The organism is Streptomyces sp. NPDC031379, assembly GCF_055569615.1.
On the sequence record NZ_JBVIIT010000018.1, the window covers coordinates 55489 to 76701 of the forward strand.

A 21213-nucleotide genomic window follows, 5' to 3' on the forward strand; every position below is an offset into this window, starting at 1 on the left:
GTGCGATCGGCGGGGCCGAACGGGTGGTTTCGCGAAGTGCCAGGTCAGAGACGCGAAACGGCCGATCCCTTGGCTGCCAAGGGATCGGCCGGGAATCCGTGTAGGACACACCCCGATACGAGGAGATCTCACACAGATGATGGATCACTGATCGGCCGAATGATCCATACGCAGTGGATCAGGCTTTCGATCACGCCAGGGCGACGAGATCCGCGTAGTCGGAACCCCACAGGTCCTCGACGCCGTCCGGCAGCAGGATGATCCGCTCCGGCTGGAGCGCCTCGACGGCACCCTCGTCGTGGGTGACGAGCACGACCGCGCCCTTGTAGGTGCGCAGGGCGCCGAGGATCTCCTCGCGGCTCGCGGGGTCGAGGTTGTTGGTCGGCTCGTCGAGGAGGAGGACGTTCGCCGAGGAGACCACCAGGGTGGCCAGGGCGAGACGGGTCTTCTCACCGCCGGAGAGGACACCCGCGGGCTTGTCGACGTCGTCGCCGGAGAACAGGAAGGAGCCCAGCACCTTGCGGACCTCGACCAGGTCCATGTCGGGGGCGGCCGAGCGCATGTTCTCCAGCACCGTGCGGTCGGGGTCCAGGGTCTCGTGCTCCTGGGCGTAGTAGCCGAGCTTGAGGCCGTGGCCGGGGACGACCTCGCCGGTGTCGGGCTGCTCCACCCCGCCCAGCAGACGCAGCAGAGTGGTCTTGCCGGCGCCGTTGAGGCCGAGGATCACGACCCTCGAGCCCTTGTCGATGGCCAGGTCGACGTCGGTGAAGATCTCCAGCGAGCCGTACGACTTCGACAGGCCCTCGGCCATGAGGGGGGTCTTGCCGCAGGGCGCGGGCTCCGGGAAACGCAGCTTGGCGACCTTGTCCGACTGGCGGACCGCCTCCAGGCCGGAGAGCAGCTTGTCGGCGCGGCGCGCCATGTTCTGCGCGGCGACGGTCTTGGTGGCCTTGGCGCGCATCTTGTCGGCCTGCGAGTGCAGGGCGGCGGCCTTCTTCTCGGCGTTGGCGCGTTCCCGCTTGCGGCGCTTCTCGTCGGCCTCGCGCTGCTGCTGGTACAGCTTCCAGCCCATGTTGTAGACATCGATCTGGGAGCGGTTGGCGTCCAGGTAGAACACCTTGTTGACGACCGTCTCGACCAGGTCGACGTCGTGCGAGATCACGATGAAGCCGCCGCGGTAGGTCTTCAGGTAGTCCCGCAGCCAGGTGATCGAGTCCGCGTCGAGGTGGTTGGTCGGCTCGTCGAGGAGCAGCGTGTCCGCGTCGGAGAACAGGATGCGGGCCAGCTCGATACGGCGCCGCTGACCGCCGGAGAGGGTGTGCAGGGGCTGGCCGAGCACGCGGTCGGGCAGGTTGAGCGCGGCGGCGATGGTGGCGGCCTCGGCCTCGGCGGCGTACCCGCCCTTGGTGAGGAACTCGGTCTCCTGGCGCTCGTACTGCCTGAGGGCCTTGTCGCGGGTGGCGCCCTTGCCGCTCGCGATGCGCTCCTCGTTCTCGCGCATCTTGCGGATCAGCACGTCGAGGCCGCGCGCGGACAGGACGCGGTCGCGGGCGAGGACGTCGAGGTCGCCGGTGCGGGGGTCCTGCGGGAGGTAGCCGACCTCGCCGGAGCGGGTGATCGTGCCGCCGGCCGGGATGCCCTCGCCGGCCAGGCACTTGGTGAGGGTGGTCTTGCCCGCGCCGTTGCGGCCGACGAGGCCGATGCGGTCACCCTTGGCGACACGGAAGGTGGCGTTCTCGATGAGGACGCGCGCACCGGCGCGCAGCTCGATACCGGAGGCGGAGATCAAGGACAGACTCCAGGGCGTACAGGGATTGACGGGTGGGCGGCTGAGGACGTTCCCGCCGTCTAATGCGCGAGGAGAATGGCCATGGAGGCAATTCTAACGGGGTCGTGCAAGCGGTTTTTCTACGTCCGCGTGTTCGGGCCGCGCTCCGGAAGATCGTTGCTCAGGGGTGCGCGGTGGGGAGTGATCCGCCCCAGGTCGTCCAGGGCCACGAGCTGCCCGGTCCAGGCGCCGTGCGCGCAGGGCTGGGCGACGAGCAGGGCCGGCCCGCGGCGCAGGGCGTGCTCGGCCCGGAACGCGCAGCCCTTCCGGGCGGGCAGCAGCCAGCGCAGATCGCCGTCGGCGGTGCGGTACGCGGCGACCCGGCGCGGGGTGACGACCGCGAGCATGCCGCGCCCCAGCGAGTGCAGGACGCCGGTGCCGCCCTGGGCCGGGAGCCACTCGGCCGCGTCGGGCAGGGCGCGGTGCCAGCGCACCGAGCGGCCGTCGGTGTCGGTGAGCAGCCCGTCGTCCCAGAGCGCGATCACCTCCGCGCGCGCGTGGAGCACGGCGACCGGCCGGTGGCCTGCGCGGGTGTACCGCCACCGCGGCGCGCCGTTGCGGGTGTCGTGGGCGACCACGGCGGTCCCTCGTACGCCCGGCGTCCACGGCACGGCCCGCGGCTGCCGCTCCGCGTGCGCAAAGCGCACGAGACGGTCTCCGTAGGGGGCGGACCGCATGTGCTGGGCCGCGCCGAGGAGGCAGAGCGCGAGGAGGAGGCCGGCGGCCCGGCGGACGTGCGCGGGCCGCTCCCGGGGAGGCCGCGGGAGGTGGGCGCGCACGCCGGTGGCACTCCCCGGGCGGTCGCGGGGAGGGGGGAGGGCGGTGTCCGGCCCGGTGGGGGGTGGACGTGTCCCGCATGGTGGAACGCCCACCGCTCCCCCTTCGCTGTCCACGGCCACGGATCAGGCGCAGAGCGTAGCCGCGCCCGGTGGGTGGGGCGGGGTGCCGGGGCGGGCCGGGCCGGGAAGTCGCTCGTTCGGGTGGGCCGTCCGGCGGTGGGGGCGGCGGCCGCGACGGCCTGGACGCGGCGGCGGCCGTGGGCGACGACCGGTTCCAGGAGCGGTTGCCGCGAGCGGTTGCCGGGCCGGGTGACGCCGGAGACGTGGACGCACGGGTCGGCGCGGCAGCGGCGGCAGGGGTTCCGGCAGGGGTACCGGACCGGTGACTTCAAGCAGTGCGACACGTTCCGCTGGGCCGTTGTCGGTGCGGGCTGCGAGACTGAACGGCGGGCCACGGAACCGGTGCACGAGGGAGTGATCGGTATGGCAGGCACGGGCGCGGGGCGGCCGAGCGTCTACCCCACGCTGCTGTACGCGGACGCGCAGGCGGCGATCAAGCAGCTGACGGAAGGCCTCGGCTTCACCGAGCTGTCGGTGTACGAGACCGAGGACGGCAAGGTGATGCACGCCGAGCTGGTGCAGGGCAACGGCGCGGTGATGATCGGCTCCAAGGGCCGCGGCGGCCTCTTCGACGCGGCGATGAAGGACGCGGGACCCGCCGGGGTGTACGTCGTGGTGGACGACGTGGACGCCCACCACCAGCGGGCCGTGGAGCACGGGGTGGAGATCCTGATGCCCCCGACGGACCAGGACTACGGCTCGCGGGACTACATGGCCCGCGACACCGGCGGCACCATCTGGAGCTTCGGCACGTACGCCCCCGAGATCGGTTCCTGAGCCCCGCCTCCGGGGGCACGTCGGCCGTCCCCCGGTGTGCTCATCCCCCGGTGTGCACCTGGAAGGCGGCCCGGCGCACGGCCTTGGCCAGGGCCGGGTCGGGATGCGCGGCGGCGAGGGCGACCAGGACCTGCACGGTGCGCGGGTGGCCGACGGCGCGGACCTCGTCGAGCAGCCGGGGGACGGTGGGCTGCACCGCGGACTCCAGATGCCGGACCAGCATGGGTGCCTCGCCGTGGTCGGCGACGGCCGCGGCGGTGTCCACCCACAGCCAGGTGGCCTCCTCGCGGGTGAGGGCCTCGTGGGCGTCCTCCGGGTCGACGCCGTCGTGTTCGGCGAGCCAGAGCAGGGCGTACGGCCTGAGCGTCGGCTCGTCCAGGACGGCCCGGACGTCGGGCTCGGCGGGGGCGCCGACGACGCGCAGCGCCTCGAAGGCCAGGCCGCGCAGCAGGGCGTCCTCGCCGCGGGCGGCGTCGATCAGCTGGGTGACGGCGCTGCCGACGGGGCGGGCGGCGAGCCAGGCGCGGTACTCGGCGCGGGCCGCGTTGGGGCGGAGCTGGGCGCAGCCGCGGAGCATGTCCTCGGCGGACTGCTCGATGTTCCCGGCGGGGCTCTGTGCGGCCACGCAGATCTGCTCCAGCTTGACCCAGACCGCCCAGCTGCCCAGCGGGGTGAGCGTGGCCTGGCCGTCGCCGTAGGTCAGGGCGCCGACGGAGGCGAGGGCGCCCAGCGCCCAGTCGAGCAGGGGCGCGAGCGGGGCGTGCGCGGCGGGGGCGGGGTCGGCCGGGCTCGGGGTGCCGGCGGGCTGCTCGGTGCCGGGCTCGTAGACGACCTCGCAGCGTTCGGTGCGCAGTTCGGTGACCCGCTGCTGGAGCAGGTCGAGCAGTTGCTCGACCGGGACGGGCCCGGCGGACAGCTGGAGGAAGGAGAGCACCTGGGGCATGGCCGAGACGACCTCGGCGACGGCGGCCGGCTCGTGCCCCTCGGGTTCGGGGTGGGCGAGCGACCAGGCGTCGAAGAGGGCGACCCAGCCGCGCAGCACGGCGCTGTCGTCGCGGTCCCAGGCGCGCAGCCGCCAGCCGGGGCGCGCGCTGTCGCCATGTACCTCGACGAGTCCGGCGAGGCGGGCGGTGTCCCAGTCGGCGCGGACCTGAGCGGCAGTCAGGCGGAGGTCGGCGGCGGCCCGTCCGGCGGTCGCGTCGGAGAGGGTGGCCTTGCCGTCGGCGGTGGCGCCTTCGCTGCCGGGGCCGAGGGCGGCGTCGGCCCAGCGGGCTACGCGGACCGGGCCGGCCAGGCGGACGCGTGCCATTCTGGCCAGTTCGGCGGGGGCGGGGGTGCCCTCCGGCGGCCGGGGTGCGGGGCGGCGTGGGCGCCGCTGGTTCACAGCTCTGGGGGCGGCGGCCAGGGGTCGCGGTCGGACGAGTCGAAGCCTGGAGTCGCGCGGGATACGGGACGTCACGGGTGCAGTCTTCCGGTTGACGGTCCGAAAACCCAAACGGAATGTCACGGCGGGCTACGGGGCTGGCCAATGCACGGCTTCCGGTGCGGGCCGAGCAGGCGTGATCAAGCCAGCCGTACAGCCTTAAACGGAATGGCCGGGACCGGTCCGGGCCCGGGTCGGCCCGCCCTTACATCAGCGGGGTGAGGAAGCGGCGCAGGCGCTCCTCGTACTCCTCCGGGTCCGCGTTCCACATCGCCGCGTGCGGGGCGTCCCGGACGGTGTGCAGGGCGACCAGGTCGGCACGGTGCCGGGCGAGACGGCGGGAGTACTCCCACGGTGCCACCCGGTCGCCCGGACCATGGATGATCAGGGTGGGCACGGCGAGCCTGACGGGGTCGGTCATCTCGGCGGCCCGGTCGGCCTGCAGTCCGGCCCGGCCCTGCGCGGCCCGCACCGCGAGCGGCAGCAGCGGCTGCGGGGTGTGCCGGGCCCTGGCGAGGGCGCGCAGCGTGGCCTCCCAGTCGAGCACCGGCGAGTCGAGGACCAGCCCTGCGACGCGCTCGCGCACGGCGGAGTGCTCGGCGGCGCGCAGGGCCATGGTGGCGCCGGTGGACCAGCCGAGGAGGACGACCCGGCGGGCGCCGTAGCGGACGGCGTAGCGGATCGCCGCGTCCACGTCCCGCCACTCGGTCTCGCCGAGGTGGTTCAGTCCGTCCGGCGGGCGCGGGGCGCCGAGGTCGCCGCGGTAGGCGAGCGCGAGGACCGGCAGGCGGCGGCTGTGCAGGAAGCCCATGACGTTCATGGCGTGCTCGCGGGTGGCGCCGAGGCCGTGCACGGCGATCACCCAGGTGTCCCGGTGGCCGGGCAGGAACCAGGCGGGCAGGGCCCCGAGTTCGCCGGGCACGTCGACGTCGGCGTGGTCGAGGCCGAGGGCGGCGCCCGGGTTGCCGACGTAGAGGTTGGGGGTGAGCCACACGCTGTCGCCGGGGGCCAGGGTGCCGTGCGTGACGCGGTGCAGGCGGCGGACGACGGTGTCGGCCGTGTGCGGGGCCGTCTCCAGGACGGGCCCGACGACGGCGTGGGAGCCGTCGCCGGCCAGGCCGTAGGTGCCGGGGCGCAGGGAGGCCAGGTCGCGGGTGAGCGCGATCCGGCCGGAGTCCGCGCCGTGCACGGTGAGCCGTGGCTCGGTGGGCAGCGGGCGGCCCGCCGGCGCTTTCAGCGCGGCGTCACTCGCCAGCCGGCCGGCGGCCACGGATGCCATGCCGGCGGCGACGACGGCGGTGAGCGCGGTGGCGGTCGCTTTGACTGGGCGCACGGGTCCAGTGTCGTGGGGGTTGCCGCGACCGGCCAGTGGAAGGGCGGGCGGCGTGAGTGCCGGTGCCGCGGGACGGTGGGGCACCGGCGCGTTCGTCCGTCGTGGCGGGGTGCCGTCGCGACGGACGAGGGGGAGCAGGCCCGCGAGGGCGCCGCGGGCCCGGAGGCGCCGGCGGGAGAGGACGCCGCGGGCCCGAGCGCGGCGGCTGGGGAGGATGCGCCGGATCAGGAGGGGCGGAGTCCGAAGCGGGTGGAACCGGGTGCTGGCTGACAAGGGGTCACCTCCGTTGGCCGTACTCCTTCAAACGTGCCCCGGCTTCGCCCAGTTGTGCCTCCGTCAGCAGGGACGGTGTCAGGCCCGGCACCGAGGACGCCGTCAGCCACAGGCGGCACATCCATTCCAGCTGGGCGGTGCGGTCGTAGGCCTGGTCGAGGCCGGCGCCGTAGGTGAGGGTGCCGTGGTTCTGCAGCAGGCAGCCGGAGCGGCCGGCGAGGGCGCGGAGCATGTTCTCGGCCAGTTCGTCGGTGCCGTAGGTCGCGTAGGGGGCGACCCGGACGGGGCCGCCGAGGGCGCCGGCCATGTAGTGGACCAGCGGGAGTTCGGGCACGAGCGTGGAGACCGCGGTGGCGTGCACGGCGTGGGTGTGGACGACCGCGCGGGCGTCGGTGGTGCGGTAGACGGCGAGGTGCATGGGCAGCTCGCTGGTGGGCACCAGGGTGCCGAGAACCTGGCGGCCGGTGAGATCGACGCCGGTGACGTCGTCCGTGGTGAGCCGGTCGTAGGGGACGCCCGACGGGGTGACCAGGACGAGGTCGCCGACGCGTGCGGAGACGTTGCCGGAGGTGCCGACGACCAGCCCGTCGGCGACGGTCCGCCGCGCCGTCGCGACCAACGCCTCCCAGACCGGCGCCACGTCCCCGGCCGCTCCCGCCGTCCCGCCCGACACCGCCGCGCCGCCCGCCGCGTCCCCGGCCGCTCCCGCCGCCCGGCCCGGCACGGGCTCCGCCGCCCCCTCGGCCGCCCCGCCGCGAGCCGCTTGACGCGCATCGCCGCGCCCCGCCGCGTCGCCTGCCGCTTCCCCCGCCGTGTCCCGTCGCTGCTCAGCCATGCGGTGATCCTGCCAGCCCGGCCGGTGCCCAGGGGGGGCCGTCGGCGGGGCGGAACCGGAGGGTGTACCTCCGAACGAGCGGATGTGGTCGCGAATCACCGCGATGGGGCGCCGATTCGGTCATCGCGGAGCCTTCAATGTTCCCTCTTGCTCGCCCGGGTTCCCTCTCGCCCGCCCGGCGATCCTTCGCCCGCCACCCCGGGGAGACGACGCATGGCCTGTGAACGCACCCCACTCCGTCGCCGCGCCGGTGTCCTCGCGGCGGCCACGGCGGCGCTCGCCCTCACGGGCACCGCGACCGCGTCGGCCGGCCCCGCGGAGGCGGGGCGGCGGGAGCCGCGACCCGGGACGGCACGGCCCCCGGCCGCTGCCGCGCCGCTGCCCCGGGGGCACGACGTGTCGTCCCACCAGAAGCGGGTGGACTGGCCGGCCGCCCGGTCGAAGGGCGTGCGGTTCGTCTACGTGAAGGCGACCGAGGCCACGGACTACCGCAATCCCCGCTTCTCGCAGCAGTACGGCGGCGCGCGCCGGGCCGGCCTGATCCGGGGCGCGTACCACTTCGCGCGGCCGGACGAGTCCTCCGGCGCCCGGCAGGCCGCGTACTTCGTGCGGCACGGCGGCGACTGGCGGGCGGACGGCTGGACGCTGCCGCCCGCACTGGACATCGAGTACAACCCCTACGGCGCGCAGCACATCTGCTACGGACTGAGCAGGAAGCGGATGGTCCGCTGGATCCGGTCCTTCAGCGACGAGATCAAGCGCGAGACCGGCCGCCGCCCGGTGATCTACACGACGACCCACTGGTGGAAGCTCTGCACCGGGAACAGCCGCGCCTTCTCCGCCACCCACGCTCTGTGGATCGCCCGTCACGGCACCTCGCGGCCGGGGACGCTGCCAGGCGGCTGGCGGCACTGGACGTTCTGGCAGTACGGCACCGAGGGCGGGGTGCCGGGTGACCAGAATCTCTTCAACGGGCCGGCGGCCCGGCTGCGGACCTTCGCGGGGGCCGGTAGTCAAGGGGCGCCTGGGTCGGCGGAGACAAACGGAACCTCTCCCGCGCGTTACTGACACCCCCGTGCCCGACTCAGTTCATCTTCCGTTCACCCAGGTTGCCTACGTTCGACCAGCCAATGACCTCGAACGATTGCCTGGGTAAATGGAAAGCTTCTCGCTGATCCTCGCGATTGTGGTGGTGACCGCACTCGCGTTCGATTTCACGAACGGTTTCCACGACACCGCGAACGCGATGGCCACCACCATCTCCACAGGCGCTCTGAAGCCCAAGATCGCGGTGACCATGTCCGCCGTCCTCAATCTTGGGGGCGCCTTCCTCTCGGTGGAGGTCGCCAACACGATCTCCAAGGGTCTCGTCGACGAGACCGGCATCCGTCCCGAGGTCATCTTCGCCGCCCTGGTCGGCGCGATCCTCTGGAACCTGCTGACCTGGCTGGTGGGCCTCCCCTCCAGCTCCTCCCACGCCCTGATGGGCGGCCTGGTCGGCGCCACCGTCGCCTCCGCGGGCTTCGGCGCCGTCCACGGTGACGTCCTGGTCACCAAGGTGCTGCTGCCGGCGGTCGCCGCGCCGATCGTGGCGGGCCTCGCGTCACTGCTGGCCACCCGTTTCTCCTACGGCATCGGCGGCACGGCCGACGGCGAGGCCACCCGCAAGGGCTACCGCGCCGGCCAGATCGCCTCCGCCGGCCTGGTCTCCCTCGCCCACGGCACCAACGACGCCCAGAAGACGATGGGCATCATCACCCTCGCCCTCATCGCGGGCGGCTCCCTCGCCCCCGGCTCGAACCCTCCCACCTGGGTGATCCTCTCCGCCGGCCTGGCGATCGCGCTCGGCACCTACATCGGCGGCTGGCGCATCATCCGCACCATGGGCAAGGGCCTGACCGACCTGGAGCCGCGCCAGGGCTTCGCCGCCCAGACCAGCGCCGCGACCGCCATCCTGGCCTCCTCCCACCTCGGCTTCTCCCTCTCCACCACCCATGTCGTCTCGGGCTCGGTGATGGGCGCCGGTCTGGGCCGCAAGGGCGGTGTGGTCCGCTGGTCCACCGCGACCCGCATGTTCGCCGCCTGGGCGCTGACCCTGCCGGCCGCCGCCCTGGTGGGCGCGGGCGCCGAGTCCGTCACCGACCTGGGTGACTGGGGCACCGCCGCCGTCGCCGTCTTCCTGATCGCCGCCAGCGCCGCGATCTGGAAGATCTCCCGCCGCGAGGTCGTCGACCACACCAACGTCGTCACCGAGACCGAGGAGCCGGCCGGCGTGGTGACCACCGCCATCGCCGCCGTGACCCCGCCCCCGGTGGGCACGGTCACCGAGGGCCTGACGGCCACCATCCCCGCCCCCGTCGCCGAACCGGCCCCCGCCGCCCCGGCGGCCCCGCCGGCCGCCGCGGTCTGACCCCGAGCACTCGTTCACCAAGGAAGCATCATGAAGATCGACTGGGCGGCCCTCGGTTCCGTCTTCGGCGTCAGCCTCGTGTTCACGGTGGGCCTGGTGGCCCTGTTCACCCTCGGCATCAACGGTCTGTCGCGGCGCGAGAAGGCCGCGGCCCAGGGCGGCTCCGCGACCCTCGCCGTCACCGGCGCCTACGTCTGCTTCGCGGCCTGCGCGGCGGCGGTGGCGTACGGCATCTACCTGATCGTCGGCAAGGCCTGACCCGGCGTCCGTCGGCGCAGGCCTGACCGAGCACTCCGAGGCTCCCCTCCAGCTGTTGCGAAGGGGAGCCTCTGGCATGCCCGCCCGCCCCACGGTGTGGGGATCGGCACACTCTCCCCACGCAGGTCAACAGCAAGTTGACGGCCGTTCCGGGCGCGTGGTGGACTGCCCAGGCCATGTACGGCGGCAAGAGAGGAAGCCGGTGCGAATCCGGCGCGGTCCCGCCACTGTGACCGGGGAAGAACCCCCGGGAGCCAGGAACTCTCACCGCCGAATCTCGTCGAACCAGGGCGCGGACACCCTGAGTGAGGACCTAGATCGCCATGCTCGGCTGCCGAAGGACCCGTACCAGGCCCGCTCCTGTACCCACGGCCGGCTGAGCCGATGGGTGCCGATCGCTCCTACGCGTACGGCGCCGCCGCCGGTCTTCTCGGTGACCTGCTCCTCGGCGATCCACGCCGGGGGCACCCGGTCGCCGCGTTCGGCCGGGCGGCCGCGGCCGTGGAACGCGTGTTGTGGCACGACCACCGCGGCTGGGGCGCCCTGCACACCGCCGTGTGCGCCGGTGGCGCCGCCGCGCTCGGCGCGCTGGCGGCACGCGCCGTACGCCCCTCCCCCGCCGCCTCCGCCGCGCTGACCGCCGCCGCCACGTGGGCGGTCGTCGGCGGCACCTCGCTCGCCCGGGAGGCCCGCACCATCGGGCGTGCCCTGGAGGCCGGGGACGTCGAGGCGGCCCGCGCCCGGCTGCCCCATCTGTGCGGCCGCGACCCGCAGGCGCTGGACGCCGACGGGATCGCCCGGGCCGTGGTCGAGTCGGTCGCCGAGAACACCTCCGACGCGGTCGTGGGCGCGCTGGTGTGGGGTGCCGTGGGCGGGGTGCCGGGGCTGCTCGGGTTCCGTGCGGTCAACACCCTCGACGCGATGGTCGGTCACAAGTCCCGCCGGTTCCGGCGCTTCGGCTGGGCCTCCGCCCGCCTCGACGACCTCGCCGGCTGGCCGGGGGCCCGGCTGACCGCCGTCCTCGCCGTGTGCGCCGGCCCCGATCCGCGGGGTGCCGCACGAGCCTGGCGGGCCGACGCGTCCCGGCACCCGAGCCCGAACGCCGGGCCCGTGGAGGCCTCCTTCGCGGGCGCCCTCGGGGTGCGCCTGGGCGGGACGCTCTCCTACGGCGGCCGGGTCGAACACCGCCCCGTGCTGGGCGGGGAAGCCGGGCGGGCCGTCGAGGTGACCGACATCGACCGGGCCGTGCGGCTCTCCCGCCGCGTCGGCCTGCTCGCGCTCGGCGTCACGGTCGCCGCGCGCCGACTCGTGAAGGGACGTGGGAAGTGAACGGGGGGCATGGGAAGTGAACGGGGGTCTCCTCGTCGCCGGCACCACCTCCGACGCCGGCAAGAGCGTCGTGACGGCCGGGATCTGCCGGTGGCTGGTGCGGCAGGGTGTGAAGGTCGCGCCGTTCAAGGCGCAGAACATGTCCCTCAACTCGTTCGTGACGAGGGAGGGCGCGGAGATCGGGCGGGCGCAGGCGATGCAGGCGCAGGCCTGCCGGGTCGAGCCGACCGCGCTGATGAACCCGGTGCTGCTCAAGCCCGGTGGCGAGCAGAGCAGCCAGGTGGTGCTGCTGGGCAAGCCGGTGGGCGAGATGAGCGCGCGCGGGTACCACGGTGGGCGGCAGCAGCGGCTGCTCGGCACCGTGCTGGAGTGCCTGGCCGAGTTGCGGGGCACGTATGACGCGGTGATCTGTGAGGGGGCGGGGAGCCCGGCCGAGATCAACCTGCGACGGACCGACATCGTCAACATGGGCATCGCCCGGGGCGCGGGGCTGCCCGTGCTGGTGGTGGGGGACATCGACCGCGGGGGCGTCTTCGCCTCCTTCTTCGGCACGGTCGCCCTGCTCTCGCCCGAGGACCAGGAACGGGTCGCCGGGTTCCTGGTGAACAAGTTCCGGGGCGATGTCTCCCTGCTGGAACCGGGGCTGGACATGCTCCAGGGCCTCACCGGGCGGCGGACGTACGGCGTGCTGCCGTTCCGGCACGGGCTCGGCATCGACGAGGAGGACGGGCTGCGGGTGTCGCTGCGCGGGACCGTCCGGGAGTCCACCGTCGCTCCCCCGGTCGGCGAGGACGTGCTGCGGGTCGCCGTGTGCGCGATCCCGCTCATGTCCAACTTCACGGACGTGGACGCGCTGGCCGCCGAACCGGGGGTCGTGGTGCGCTTCGTGGACCGTCCGGAGGAGCTGGCGGACGCCGATCTCGTCGTCGTGCCGGGGACCCGGGGCACCGTCCGGGCGCTGGAGTGGCTGCGGGAGCGGGGACTCGCGCGGGCCATCGTCAGGAGGGCGCACGAGGGCAGGCCCGTCCTCGGCATCTGCGGCGGCTTCCAGATCCTCGGCGAGCACATCGAGGACGAGGTCGAGAGCCGTCGCGGGGACGTCGAGGGGCTCGGCGTCCTGCCGGTCCGGGTGCGGTTCGCCCGCGAGAAGACGCTCACCCGGCCCGTCGGGGAAGCCCTCGGCGAGCACGTCGAAGGGTACGAGATCCATCACGGGGTCGCCGAAGTGACCGGTGGCGATGCCTTCCTGGACGGCTGCCGGGTCGGCCAGACCTGGGGCACCCACTGGCACGGCTCCCTGGAGTCGGACGGTTTCCGGCGGGCCTTCCTGCGCGAGGTGGCCGCCGCCGCGGGCCGCCGCTTCGTGCCGGCCCCGGACACGTCCTTCGCCGCGCTGCGCGAGGAGCAGCTCGACCGGCTCGGCGACCTGATCGAACAGCACGCGGACACGGACGCGCTGTGGCGGCTCATCGAGTCGGGCGCGCCGCAAGGACTGCCTTTCATTCCACCGGGAGCGCCCGCATGAGCACAGTGTTGTTGTTGTCGACCGCCGACACCGATCTGCTGGCGGCCCGGGCCTCCGGCGCCCACTACCGGATCGGCAACCCGACCCGGGTCGACGTGGCCGGGGAACTGCCCGGTCTGATCGAGGGCGCGGACGTCGCCGTCGTACGGCTGCTGGGCGGCAAGCGCGCCTGGGAGGACGGACTGGCCGCGCTGCGGGCCTCCGGTGTGCCGACCGTGCTGCTGGGCGGAGAGGCCGTGCCGGACGCCGAGCTGATGGCCGACTCGTCCGTGCCGGCCGGTGTGGTGGCGGAGGCGCTGAAGTACCTCGTCGAGGGCGGGCCGGCGAACCTGCTGGAGCTGTCCCGGTTCCTGTCGGACACGGTGCTGCTGACCGGTGAGGGCTTCGAGGAGCCGCACAGCATGCCGGAGTACGGCGTGCACGGGGCGTACGAGCTGCGCGCGGGCCGGCCGACCGTGGGCGTGCTCTTCTACCGGGCGCACGAACTGAGCGGCAACACGGCCTTCGTCGACACGCTGTGCGAGGCGATCGAGGCGAAGGGCGCCAACGCCCTGCCGGTGTACTGCGGTTCGCTGCGCGGCGCGGACCCCGGGCTGTACGAGCTGCTGGGCAGGGCCGACGCGCTGGTGGCCACCGTCCTCGCGGCCGGCGGCACGCACGCCTCGCAGGCGTCGGCGGGCGGCGACGAGGAGGCCTGGGACATCGGCGCGCTCGCCGACCTCGACGTCCCCGTGCTGCAGGGGCTCTGTCTCACCTCCTCGCGTAACGCGTGGGAGGAGTCGGACGCGGCCCTGTCCCCCATGGACGCGGCGATGCAGGTCGCGATCCCGGAGTTCGACGGCCGGCTCATCACGGTGCCGTTCTCCTTCAAGGAGCAGGGCCCGGACGAGGTCCCGGTGTACGTCGCCGACCCCGAGCGGGCCGCGCGCGTGGCCGGAATCGCCCTGCGGCACGCGCAGTTGAAGCACAAGCCGAACGCGGAGAAGAAGATCGCCCTGGTCTTCACCGCCTACCCGACCAAGCACTCCCGGGTCGGCAACGCGGTCGGCCTCGACACGCCCGCCTCGGCGGTGCGCGTCCTGGACGCGCTCAGGGAGGCCGGCTACGGCCTCACCGAGTACCCCGACAACGGGGACGAGTTGATCCACCGGCTCATCGAGGCCGGCGGTCACGACGTCGAGTGGCTGACGGAGGAGCAGCTGGCCACCGCGCCCGCGCGGGTGCCGCTGGCCGACTACCGGGCCTGGTTCGCGAAGCTGGACCCCGAGCTGCGGGACGCGATGACCGAGGCGTGGGGCGAGCCGCCGGGCAGCCTGTACGTGGACGGCGAGGACATCGTGCTCGCCTCCCTCCGGTTCGGGAACGTCGTCGTGATGATCCAGCCGCCGCGCGGCTTCGGCGAGAACCCGATCGCGATCTACCACGACCCCGACATGCCGCCCTCCCACCACTACATGGCGGCCTACCGCTGGCTGGACAACAGCTTCGGCGCCGACGCCGTCGTGCACATGGGCAAGCACGGCACCATGGAGTGGCTGCCGGGCAAGGGGCTCGGGCTGGGCGCCGGCTGCGCCCCGGACGCCGTGCTCGGCGATCTGCCGCTGGTCTACCCGTTCATCGTCAACGACCCCGGCGAGGGCACCCAGGCCAAGCGGCGCGGGCACGCCACGGTGGTCGACCACCTGGTGCCGCCGATGGCGCGCGCCGACACCTACGGCGACCTGGCCAAGCTGGAGCAGCTGCTGGACGAGTACGCGCTCGTCTCCGATCTGGATCCGGCGAAGGCCCCGGCCGTCCGCGCCCAGATCTGGACCCTGGTCAAGGCCGCCGAACTCCATCACGACCTGCACGTGGACGAGCAGCCGGACGACGACGAGTTCGACGAGTTCGTCATGCACATCGACGGCTATCTGTGCGAGATCAAGGACGTCCAGATCCGCGACGGCCTGCACATCCTGGGCGGCGGTCCGGTCGGCGAGCCGCGTGTGAACCTCGTCCTCGCGGTGCTGCGCGCCGCGCAGGTGTGGGGCGGGCAGGCCAACGCGCTGCCCGGGCTGCGCGCCGCGCTGGCCGAGCACTTCGGGCTGGTGGAGAAGGAGCTGCTCGCCGAGCCGGGCGCGCCGCTGAAGGTGCCGGTCGAGCTGACGGACCTGGTCGACGGCCCGGCGCGCACGGCCGCGGACGCGATCGACCTGCTGGAGCAGCTGTGCCGGCGGATCGCGGAGGGCATGGAGGCACGCGACTGGGCGGTCGCCGAGAGCGCGCCGCTCGTCCGCGAGGTCCTGGGCACCGCGCTCCCGCAGGCGGTGGCCGTGCTGGAGTTCGCCTGCGCCGAGGTCGTGCCGCGCCTCGCCCGTACCACCGACGAGATCGGGCACATCCTGCGGGCGCTGGACGGCGGTTACGTACCGGCGGGCCCGTCCGGTTCGCCGACCCGCGGTCTGGTCAACGTGCTGCCGACGGGCCGCAACTTCTACTCCGTCGACCCCAAGGCCATTCCCTCCCGGCTGAGCTGGGAGGTGGGCCAGTCGCTCGCCGACTCGCTCGTGCAGCGGTATCTGCAGGACACCGGGGAGTACCCGAAGTCGGTCGGCCTGACGGTGTGGGGCACCTCCGCGATGCGCACCCAGGGCGACGACATCGCCGAGATCCTGGCGCTGCTGGGCTGCCGCCCGGTGTGGGACGAGGCCTCGCGCCGGGTGACCGGCTTCGAGGTGATCCCGCTCGAGGAGCTGGGACGCCCGCGCATCGACGTCACGGTCCGTATCTCCGGCTTCTTCCGGGACGCGTTCCCGCACGTGGTCGGGCTGATCGACGACGCGGTGCGGTCGGTGGCGGAGCTGGACGAGCCGGCCGAGCGGAACTTCGTCAAGGCGCACGCCGACGAGGACACCGCCGAGCACGGTGACCGGCGGCGCGCCACGGCCCGCGTCTTCGGCTCGAAGCCGGGCGCGTACGGCGCCGGTCTGCTGCCGCTGATCGACGCCCGCAACTGGCGCTCCGACGCCGACCTGGCCGAGGTGTACGCGGTGTGGGGCGGCTATGCGTACGGGCGCGGGCTCGACGGACGGGCGGCGCGCGGCGACATGGAGACCGCGTTCAAGCGGATCGCGGTCGCCGCGAAGAACGTCGACACCCGCGAGCACGACCTGGTCGACGCCGACGACTACTTCCAGTACCACGGCGGCATGGTCGCCATGGTCCGGCACCTGACCGGCGCCAACCCCGAGGCGTACGTGGGCGACAGTGCCGTACCGGACCAGGTGCGGACCCGCACGCTGGGCGAGGAGACCCACCGGGTCTTCCGGGCCCGGGTGGTGAACCCGCGCTGGATGGCGGCCATGCGCCGGCACGGCTACAAGGGCGCCTTCGAGATGGCCGCGACCGTGGACTACCTGTTCGGCTACGACGCGACGGCCGGCGTGGTCGACGACTGGATGTACGAGAAGCTCAGCGCGGAGTACGTCTTCGACCCGGAGAACCGGGACTTCATGAAGAAGTCCAACCCGTGGGCGCTGCGCGGGATCACCGAGCGGCTGCTGGAGGCGGCGGACCGCGGGCTGTGGGCCGAGCCGGACGCGGACACGCTGGAGCGGCTGCGCGCCACCTACCTCGAGCTGGAAGGCGACCTGGAGGGCGACCAGTGACGACTCCCTTTCCTTTCACGGCCGTTGTCGGCCAGGACGACCTGCGGCTCGCGCTGCTGCTGAACGCCGTCTCGCCGGCCGTCGGCGGCGTGCTGGTGCGCGGCGAGAAGGGCACCGCCAAGTCCACCGCCGTCCGTGCCCTCTCGGCGCTGCTGCCCCAGGTGGCCGTCGTTCCCGGGTGCCGGTTCTCCTGTGACCCGGCGGCACCGGACCCGTCCTGCCCGGACGGTCCGCACGAGCCGGGAGCCGGTACGGCGCGCGCGTCCCGCATGGTCGAGCTGCCCGTCGGCGCCTCCGAGGACCGGCTGGTCGGCGCCCTCGACATCGAGCGGGCGCTCGCGGAGGGCGTGAAGGCCTTCGAGCCGGGCCTGCTGGCCGACGCGCACCGCGGCATCCTGTACGTGGACGAGGTGAACCTCCTCCACGACCACCTGGTCGACCTGCTGCTGGACGCGGCGGCGATGGGTGCCTCGTACGTGGAGCGCGAGGGCGTCTCCGTGCGGCACGCGGCCCGCTTCCTGCTCGTCGGCACCATGAACCCCGAAGAGGGCGAGCTGCGGCCGCAGCTGCTGGACCGCTTCGGGCTGACCGTGGAGGTCGCCGCCTCCCGGGAGCCGGACCAGCGGGTGGAGGTCGTACGGCGCAGGCTGGCCTACGACGACGACCCCGACGGCTTCGCCGCCCGGTGGGCCGGCGAGGAGGCGGCCGTACGGCAACGGATCGTCGCGGCGCGGGAGTTGCTGCCGCAGGTGCGGCTGGGTGACGGGGCGCTGCGGCAGATCGCGGCGACCTGTGCCGCCTTCGAGGTGGACGGCATGCGGGCCGACATCGTGATGGCGCGTACGGCGACCGCGCTGGCCGCGTGGGCCGGGCGGACCGACGTGCTCGCCGAGGACGTGCGGCAGGCCGCGCTGCTCGCGCTGCCGCACCGGCGCCGGCGGAACCCGTTCGACGCGCCGGGCCTGGACGAGGACAAGCTGGACGAGACGCTGGAGCAGTCCGCGGGGCCGGAGGACGACGATCCCGGACCTGACGGGCCCGGTGGCGGTGGCGGCCGGCCGGCACCGGACAGCGGTCCCCAGGGCGACGGCGGCGGCACCGCGCGGCCGGAGGCCGGTGAGGGCGGGCAGCCGCAGGCGGCCGGCTCCCAGGAGCAGTCGGCCGTACGGGCCGCCGAGCCGTTCCGTACGAAGGTGCTGAGCGTGCCCGGCATCGGCGAAGGTGCCGCCGGCCGGCGCTCGCGGGCCCGGACCGAGCACGGGCGGACGACCGGGTCCCGGCGGCCGCGGGGCGCGCTGACCAAGCTGCATCTGGCGGCGACCGTGCGGGCCGCCGCCCCGCACCAGCGGGCGCGCGGCCGGTCCGGGCCGGGGCTGGTGGTCCGGCGGGACGATCTGCGGCAGGCGACCCGGGAGGGGCGCGAGGGGAACCTCGTGCTGTTCGTGGTGGACGCCTCGGGGTCGATGGCGGCTCGGCAGCGGATGGGCGCCGTGAAGGGTGCCGTGCTGTCGCTGCTGCTGGACGCCTACCAGCGGCGGGACAAGGTGGGGCTGGTGACCTTCCGCGGGTCCGGCGCGGAGGTCGCGCTGCCGCCGACCTCGTCCGTCGACGCGGCCGCCGTGCGGCTGGAGTCGCTGCCGACGGGCGGCCGTACGCCGCTGGCGGCCGGGCTGCTGAAGGCGCACGAGGTGCTGCGGGTGGAGCGGCTGCGGGATCCGGCGCGGCGGGCGCTGGTCGTGGTGGTGACCGACGGGCGGGCCACCGGTGGTCCGGATCCGGTCGTTCTGGCCGGGCGGGCGGCGCGGCTGTTCGCGGCCGGGGAGGTCGCCTCGGTGGTCGTGGACTGCGAGTCGGGGCCGGTGCGGCTCGGACTCGCCGGGCAGCTGGCCGGTGAGCTGGGCGGTACGGCCGTCACGCTGGACGAGCTGCGGGCCGACTCGATCGCCGGGCTGGTCAGGGATGTGCAGGGGACGTCGAGGAGGGCCGCGTAATGCCGCAGGGACAGCCGAGTGTCGTACCGGAGGACGGCCTGACGACCCGTCAGCGCCGGAACCGTCCGCTGGTCGTCGTGCACACCGGGGTCGGCAAGGGCAAGTCCACGGCCGCGTTCGGGCTCGCGCTGCGCGCCTGGAACCAGGGGTGGCCGATCGGGGTGTTCCAGTTCGTCAAGTCCGCGAAGTGGAAGGTCGGCGAGGAGAACGCGCTGCGGGTGCTCGGCGCCTCCGGGCAGGGCGGGACCGTCGACTGGCACAAGATGGGCGAGGGCTGGTCCTGGGTGCAGCGCGACGCGCAGCTGGACAACGAGGAGAAGGCCCGGGAGGGCTGGGAGCAGGTCAAGCGGGACCTGGCGGCCGAGACGTACCGGCTGTACGTGCTCGACGAGTTCGCGTACCCGATGCACTGGGGGTGGGTCGACACCGACGAGGTGGTCGACGTGCTGCGGAACCGGCCGGGCACCCAGCACGTGGTGATCACCGGGCGGAACGCGCCGGAGAAGCTGGTGGACTTCGCCGACCTCGTCACCGACATGTCCAAGGTCAAGCACCCCATGGACGTGGGGCAGAAGGGCCAGAAGGGCATCGAGTGGTGACGTCGTCGGTGCCTCGGCTGGTCATCGCCGCGCCGTCTTCGGGCAGCGGCAAGACCACCGTCGCCACGGGGCTGATGGCCGCGTTCGCCGCGCGGGGGCTCGCCGTGTCCCCGCACAAGGTCGGGCCGGACTACATCGACCCCGGGTACCACGCGCTCGCGACCGGGCGGGTGGGGCGCAACCTCGACGCGTACCTGTGCGGGCCGGAGCTGGTCGCACCGCTGTTCCTGCACGGTGCCCGGGGGTGTGACCTCGCCGTGGTCGAGGGTGTGATGGGGCTGTACGACGGGGCCGCGGGCGAGGGGGAACTCGCGTCCACGGCCCAGGTCGCCAAGTTGTTGCGGGCGCCGGTGGTGCTCGTCGTGGACGCGTCGTCGCAGTCGCGGTCGGTGGCGGCGCTGGTGCACGGGTTCGCGTCCTGGGATCCGCAGGTGCGGGTCGGAGGCGTGATCCTGAACAAGGTGGGGTCGGACCGGCACGAGTCGCTCCTGCGGGAGGCGCTGGACGCGGCGGGGGTGCCGGTTCTCGGTGTGCTGCGGCGGACGGCCCAGGTGCAGACACCGTCGCGGCATCTGGGACTGGTGCCGGTCGCCGAGCGCGGCTCGGCCGCGGTCGACGCGGTGGACGCCATGGCCGCGCAGGTGGCTCGCGGTTGCGACCTGGCCGCGCTGGAGGCGCTGGCCCGTAGCGCCGGCCCGCTTCCGGGAGGCTCCGCCCCCTGGACCCCCGAAGCTCTGCCCACCCGCGAGCCGAGGCCGCGTGTGGCCATCGCCGGTGGCCCCGCGTTCACCTTCTCCTACGCCGAGCACACCGAGCTGCTCACCGCCGCCGGAGCGGAGGTCGTCACCTTCGACCCCCTGCGGGACGAGCAGCTGCCGGAAGGGACCGCCGGGCTGGTCGTCGGTGGCGGGTTCCCCGAGATGTACGCCGCCGAGCTGTCCGCCAACGAGCCGCTGCGCAAGGCCGTCGCCGACCTCGCGGTGTCCGGCGCGCCCGTGGCCGCCGAATGTGCCGGGCTGCTGTATCTGTGCCGGGAGCTGGACGGGCGTCCGATGTGCGGGGTGCTGGACGCCACCGCGCGGATGACCGAGCGGCTGACCCTCGGCTACCGGGACGCCGTGGCCGTCGGCGACAGTGTGCTGGCGCCGGCCGGGACGCGGATGCGGGGGCACGAGTTCCACCGCACGGTCGTCGAGCCGGGTGCCGGTGCCGCTCCCGCCTGGGGCATGCGGTCCCCGGTGCGGCGGGTCGAAGGTTTCGTACAGCAGGGCGTGCACGCGAGTTATCTGCACACGCACTGGGCGTCCGAGCCCGGTGTGGCCCGTCGGTTCGTGGAGAGGTGCCGGACGTCATGAGCAGCAGGCTGGTAGGGGTCGGGGTCGGTCCCGGTGATCCGGAGCTGGTGACCGTGAAGGGGGTCAACGCGCTGCGTTCGGCCGACGTCGTCGTCGTACCCGTCATGGACACCGGTGAGCGGGGGCGCGCGGAGGCGACCGTGTTGCACTACGTGCCCGAGGACAAGGTGGTCCGGGTGGTGTTCGCGCTGAACGAGCGGACCGACCGGGCGCGCCGGGAGGTGGCCTGGGACGCGGCCGGGGAGCGGGTCGCGGAGCTGCTGAGGCGGCGGGGGTCCGTGGCCTTCGCGACCATCGGCGACCCCAACGTGTACTCGACGTTCACGTACCTCGCGCAGACCATCGGCGAGCTGGTGCCGGGCGTCGTCGTGGAGACCGTGCCCGGGATCACCGCCATGCAGGATCTCGCGGCGCGGTCGGGCGCGGTGCTGACGGAGGGCACCGAGCCGCTGACCCTCGTCCCGGTCACGGCCGGGTCGGCGGTGCTGAAGGAGGCGCTGGCCGGGCCGGGAACGGTCGTGGCGTACAAGTTCGGGCGGCAGGCCGCCGAGGTCGCCGAGGCGCTCGAGGAGACCGGGCGGCTCGGGGACGCGGTGTGGGGTTCGGCGCTGGGGCTGCCCGAGGAGTCGGTGCGGCCGGCCGCGGAGCTGGACGGGACGCCGTTGCCGTACCTTTCGACGCTGATCGCGCCCCCGCGGCGGGACTGCGGGCGGGGCGGGAAGCTGTGACGC

The 21213-nt window shown here is 73.9% G+C and carries 16 protein-coding genes, 1 pseudogene and 1 riboswitch; of the genes and pseudogenes, 12 read left to right on the forward strand and 5 right to left on the reverse strand.

Annotation, left to right across the window (positions count from 1 at the left end):
* Positions 1-190 precede the first annotated feature (190 nt).
* Positions 191-1789 (reverse strand): ABC-F family ATP-binding cassette domain-containing protein, encoded by a 1599-nt coding sequence (locus ACZ5CW_RS25000; RefSeq protein WP_468604948.1) that lies wholly within the window; start codon positions 1787-1789, stop codon positions 191-193.
* Positions 1790-1908: 119 nt separating this feature from the next.
* Positions 1909-2607, reverse strand: a complete 699-nt coding sequence (locus ACZ5CW_RS25005) for a hypothetical protein (RefSeq protein ID WP_468604950.1) — start codon at positions 2605-2607, stop codon at positions 1909-1911.
* A gap of 309 nt (positions 2608-2916) precedes the next feature.
* Here ACZ5CW_RS25005 and ACZ5CW_RS25010 point away from each other — a divergent pair.
* Together ACZ5CW_RS25010 and ACZ5CW_RS25015 are read left to right on the forward strand one after the other, a co-directional pair.
* A pseudogene (locus ACZ5CW_RS25010) lies at positions 2917-3003 on the forward strand (hypothetical protein); the annotation flags it as partial.
* An 87-nt stretch (positions 3004-3090) separates the two neighbouring features.
* Complete coding sequence (locus ACZ5CW_RS25015) at positions 3091-3504, forward strand: VOC family protein (RefSeq protein ID WP_468605224.1); 414 nt, start codon at positions 3091-3093, stop codon at positions 3502-3504.
* A gap of 40 nt (positions 3505-3544) precedes the next feature.
* On the opposite strand, the gene ACZ5CW_RS25020 is transcribed toward ACZ5CW_RS25015, so the two are convergent.
* From ACZ5CW_RS25020 to ACZ5CW_RS25030, 3 genes are all read right to left on the reverse strand, one after another.
* Entirely contained in the window at positions 3545-4813 is a 1269-nt protein-coding gene (locus ACZ5CW_RS25020) for a hypothetical protein (protein ID WP_468604952.1), read from the reverse strand.
* A 319-nt stretch (positions 4814-5132) separates the two neighbouring features.
* Complete coding sequence (locus ACZ5CW_RS25025; protein WP_468604954.1) at positions 5133-6260, reverse strand: alpha/beta hydrolase; 1128 nt, start codon at positions 6258-6260, stop codon at positions 5133-5135.
* A gap of 277 nt (positions 6261-6537) precedes the next feature.
* Positions 6538-7368: a class II aldolase/adducin family protein gene (locus tag ACZ5CW_RS25030; protein WP_468604956.1), complete on the reverse strand. Its 831-nt coding sequence runs from the start codon at positions 7366-7368 to the stop codon at positions 6538-6540.
* A gap of 213 nt (positions 7369-7581) precedes the next feature.
* Between ACZ5CW_RS25030 and ACZ5CW_RS25035 the strand changes: the two genes are divergently transcribed.
* The 10 genes from ACZ5CW_RS25035 to cobI all read left to right on the forward strand — a co-directional run bounded on the left by ACZ5CW_RS25035 (position 7582) and on the right by cobI (position 21210).
* Positions 7582-8436 carry a lysozyme gene (locus ACZ5CW_RS25035; RefSeq protein WP_468604957.1) on the forward strand — a complete coding sequence of 285 codons (855 nt, stop codon included), beginning with the start codon at positions 7582-7584 and terminating at the stop codon, positions 8434-8436.
* An 88-nt stretch (positions 8437-8524) separates the two neighbouring features.
* Positions 8525-9778 carry an inorganic phosphate transporter gene (locus ACZ5CW_RS25040; protein ID WP_468604959.1) on the forward strand — a complete coding sequence of 418 codons (1254 nt, stop codon included), beginning with the start codon at positions 8525-8527 and terminating at the stop codon, positions 9776-9778.
* 30 nt (positions 9779-9808) lie between these two features.
* Positions 9809-10036: a hypothetical protein gene (locus ACZ5CW_RS25045; RefSeq protein ID WP_468604961.1), complete on the forward strand. Its 228-nt coding sequence runs from the start codon at positions 9809-9811 to the stop codon at positions 10034-10036.
* A gap of 144 nt (positions 10037-10180) precedes the next feature.
* A riboswitch (cobalamin riboswitch) is annotated at positions 10181-10322 on the forward strand.
* Positions 10323-10420: 98 nt separating this feature from the next.
* Positions 10421-11365, forward strand: a complete 945-nt coding sequence (locus tag ACZ5CW_RS25050; RefSeq protein WP_468604963.1) for a cobalamin biosynthesis protein — start codon at positions 10421-10423, stop codon at positions 11363-11365.
* A gap of 16 nt (positions 11366-11381) precedes the next feature.
* Positions 11382-12890, forward strand: a complete 1509-nt coding sequence (locus tag ACZ5CW_RS25055; protein WP_468604965.1) for a cobyric acid synthase — start codon at positions 11382-11384, stop codon at positions 12888-12890.
* Complete coding sequence (gene cobN / locus ACZ5CW_RS25060; protein WP_468604967.1) at positions 12887-16537, forward strand: cobaltochelatase subunit CobN; 3651 nt, start codon at positions 12887-12889, stop codon at positions 16535-16537. Before ACZ5CW_RS25055 ends, cobN begins: the two co-directional genes overlap by 4 nt.
* Positions 16534-18528: a putative cobaltochelatase gene (locus ACZ5CW_RS25065; RefSeq protein WP_468604969.1), complete on the forward strand. Its 1995-nt coding sequence runs from the start codon at positions 16534-16536 to the stop codon at positions 18526-18528. Before cobN ends, ACZ5CW_RS25065 begins: the two co-directional genes overlap by 4 nt.
* Positions 18528-19127 (forward strand): cob(I)yrinic acid a,c-diamide adenosyltransferase, encoded by a 600-nt coding sequence (gene cobO, locus ACZ5CW_RS25070; RefSeq protein ID WP_468604971.1) that lies wholly within the window; start codon positions 18528-18530, stop codon positions 19125-19127. Before ACZ5CW_RS25065 ends, cobO begins: the two co-directional genes overlap by 1 nt.
* The gene (locus ACZ5CW_RS25075; protein ID WP_468604973.1) at positions 19124-20482 is read left to right on the forward strand and encodes a cobyrinate a,c-diamide synthase; all 1359 of its coding nucleotides are present in this window, start codon (positions 19124-19126) and stop codon (positions 20480-20482) included. Before cobO ends, ACZ5CW_RS25075 begins: the two co-directional genes overlap by 4 nt.
* Positions 20479-21210 carry a precorrin-2 C(20)-methyltransferase gene (gene cobI, locus ACZ5CW_RS25080; RefSeq protein ID WP_468604975.1) on the forward strand — a complete coding sequence of 244 codons (732 nt, stop codon included), beginning with the start codon at positions 20479-20481 and terminating at the stop codon, positions 21208-21210. The genes ACZ5CW_RS25075 and cobI overlap by 4 nt, the downstream gene beginning before the upstream one ends.
* Positions 21211-21213 lie beyond the last annotated feature (3 nt).

Bases quoted from the DNA above. Each gene is read 5' to 3' on its own strand.
- ACZ5CW_RS25015 (WP_468605224.1), top strand. From the start codon at position 3,091: ATGGCAGGCACGGGCGCGGGGCGGCCGAGCGTCTACCCCACGCTGCTG.
- ACZ5CW_RS25020 (WP_468604952.1), bottom strand. From the start codon at position 4,813: ATGGCACGCGTCCGCCTGGCCGGCCCGGTCCGCGTAGCCCGCTGGGCC.
- ACZ5CW_RS25030 (WP_468604956.1), bottom strand. From the start codon at position 7,368: ATGGCTGAGCAGCGACGGGACACGGCGGGGGAAGCGGCAGGCGACGCG.
- ACZ5CW_RS25035 (WP_468604957.1), top strand. From the start codon at position 7,582: ATGGCCTGTGAACGCACCCCACTCCGTCGCCGCGCCGGTGTCCTCGCG.
- ACZ5CW_RS25040 (WP_468604959.1), top strand. From the start codon at position 8,525: ATGGAAAGCTTCTCGCTGATCCTCGCGATTGTGGTGGTGACCGCACTC.
- ACZ5CW_RS25045 (WP_468604961.1), top strand. From the start codon at position 9,809: ATGAAGATCGACTGGGCGGCCCTCGGTTCCGTCTTCGGCGTCAGCCTC.
- ACZ5CW_RS25050 (WP_468604963.1), top strand. From the start codon at position 10,421: ATGGGTGCCGATCGCTCCTACGCGTACGGCGCCGCCGCCGGTCTTCTC.
- cobN (WP_468604967.1), top strand. From the start codon at position 12,887: ATGAGCACAGTGTTGTTGTTGTCGACCGCCGACACCGATCTGCTGGCG.
- cobO (WP_468604971.1), top strand. From the start codon at position 18,528: ATGCCGCAGGGACAGCCGAGTGTCGTACCGGAGGACGGCCTGACGACC.
- cobI (WP_468604975.1), top strand. From the start codon at position 20,479: ATGAGCAGCAGGCTGGTAGGGGTCGGGGTCGGTCCCGGTGATCCGGAG.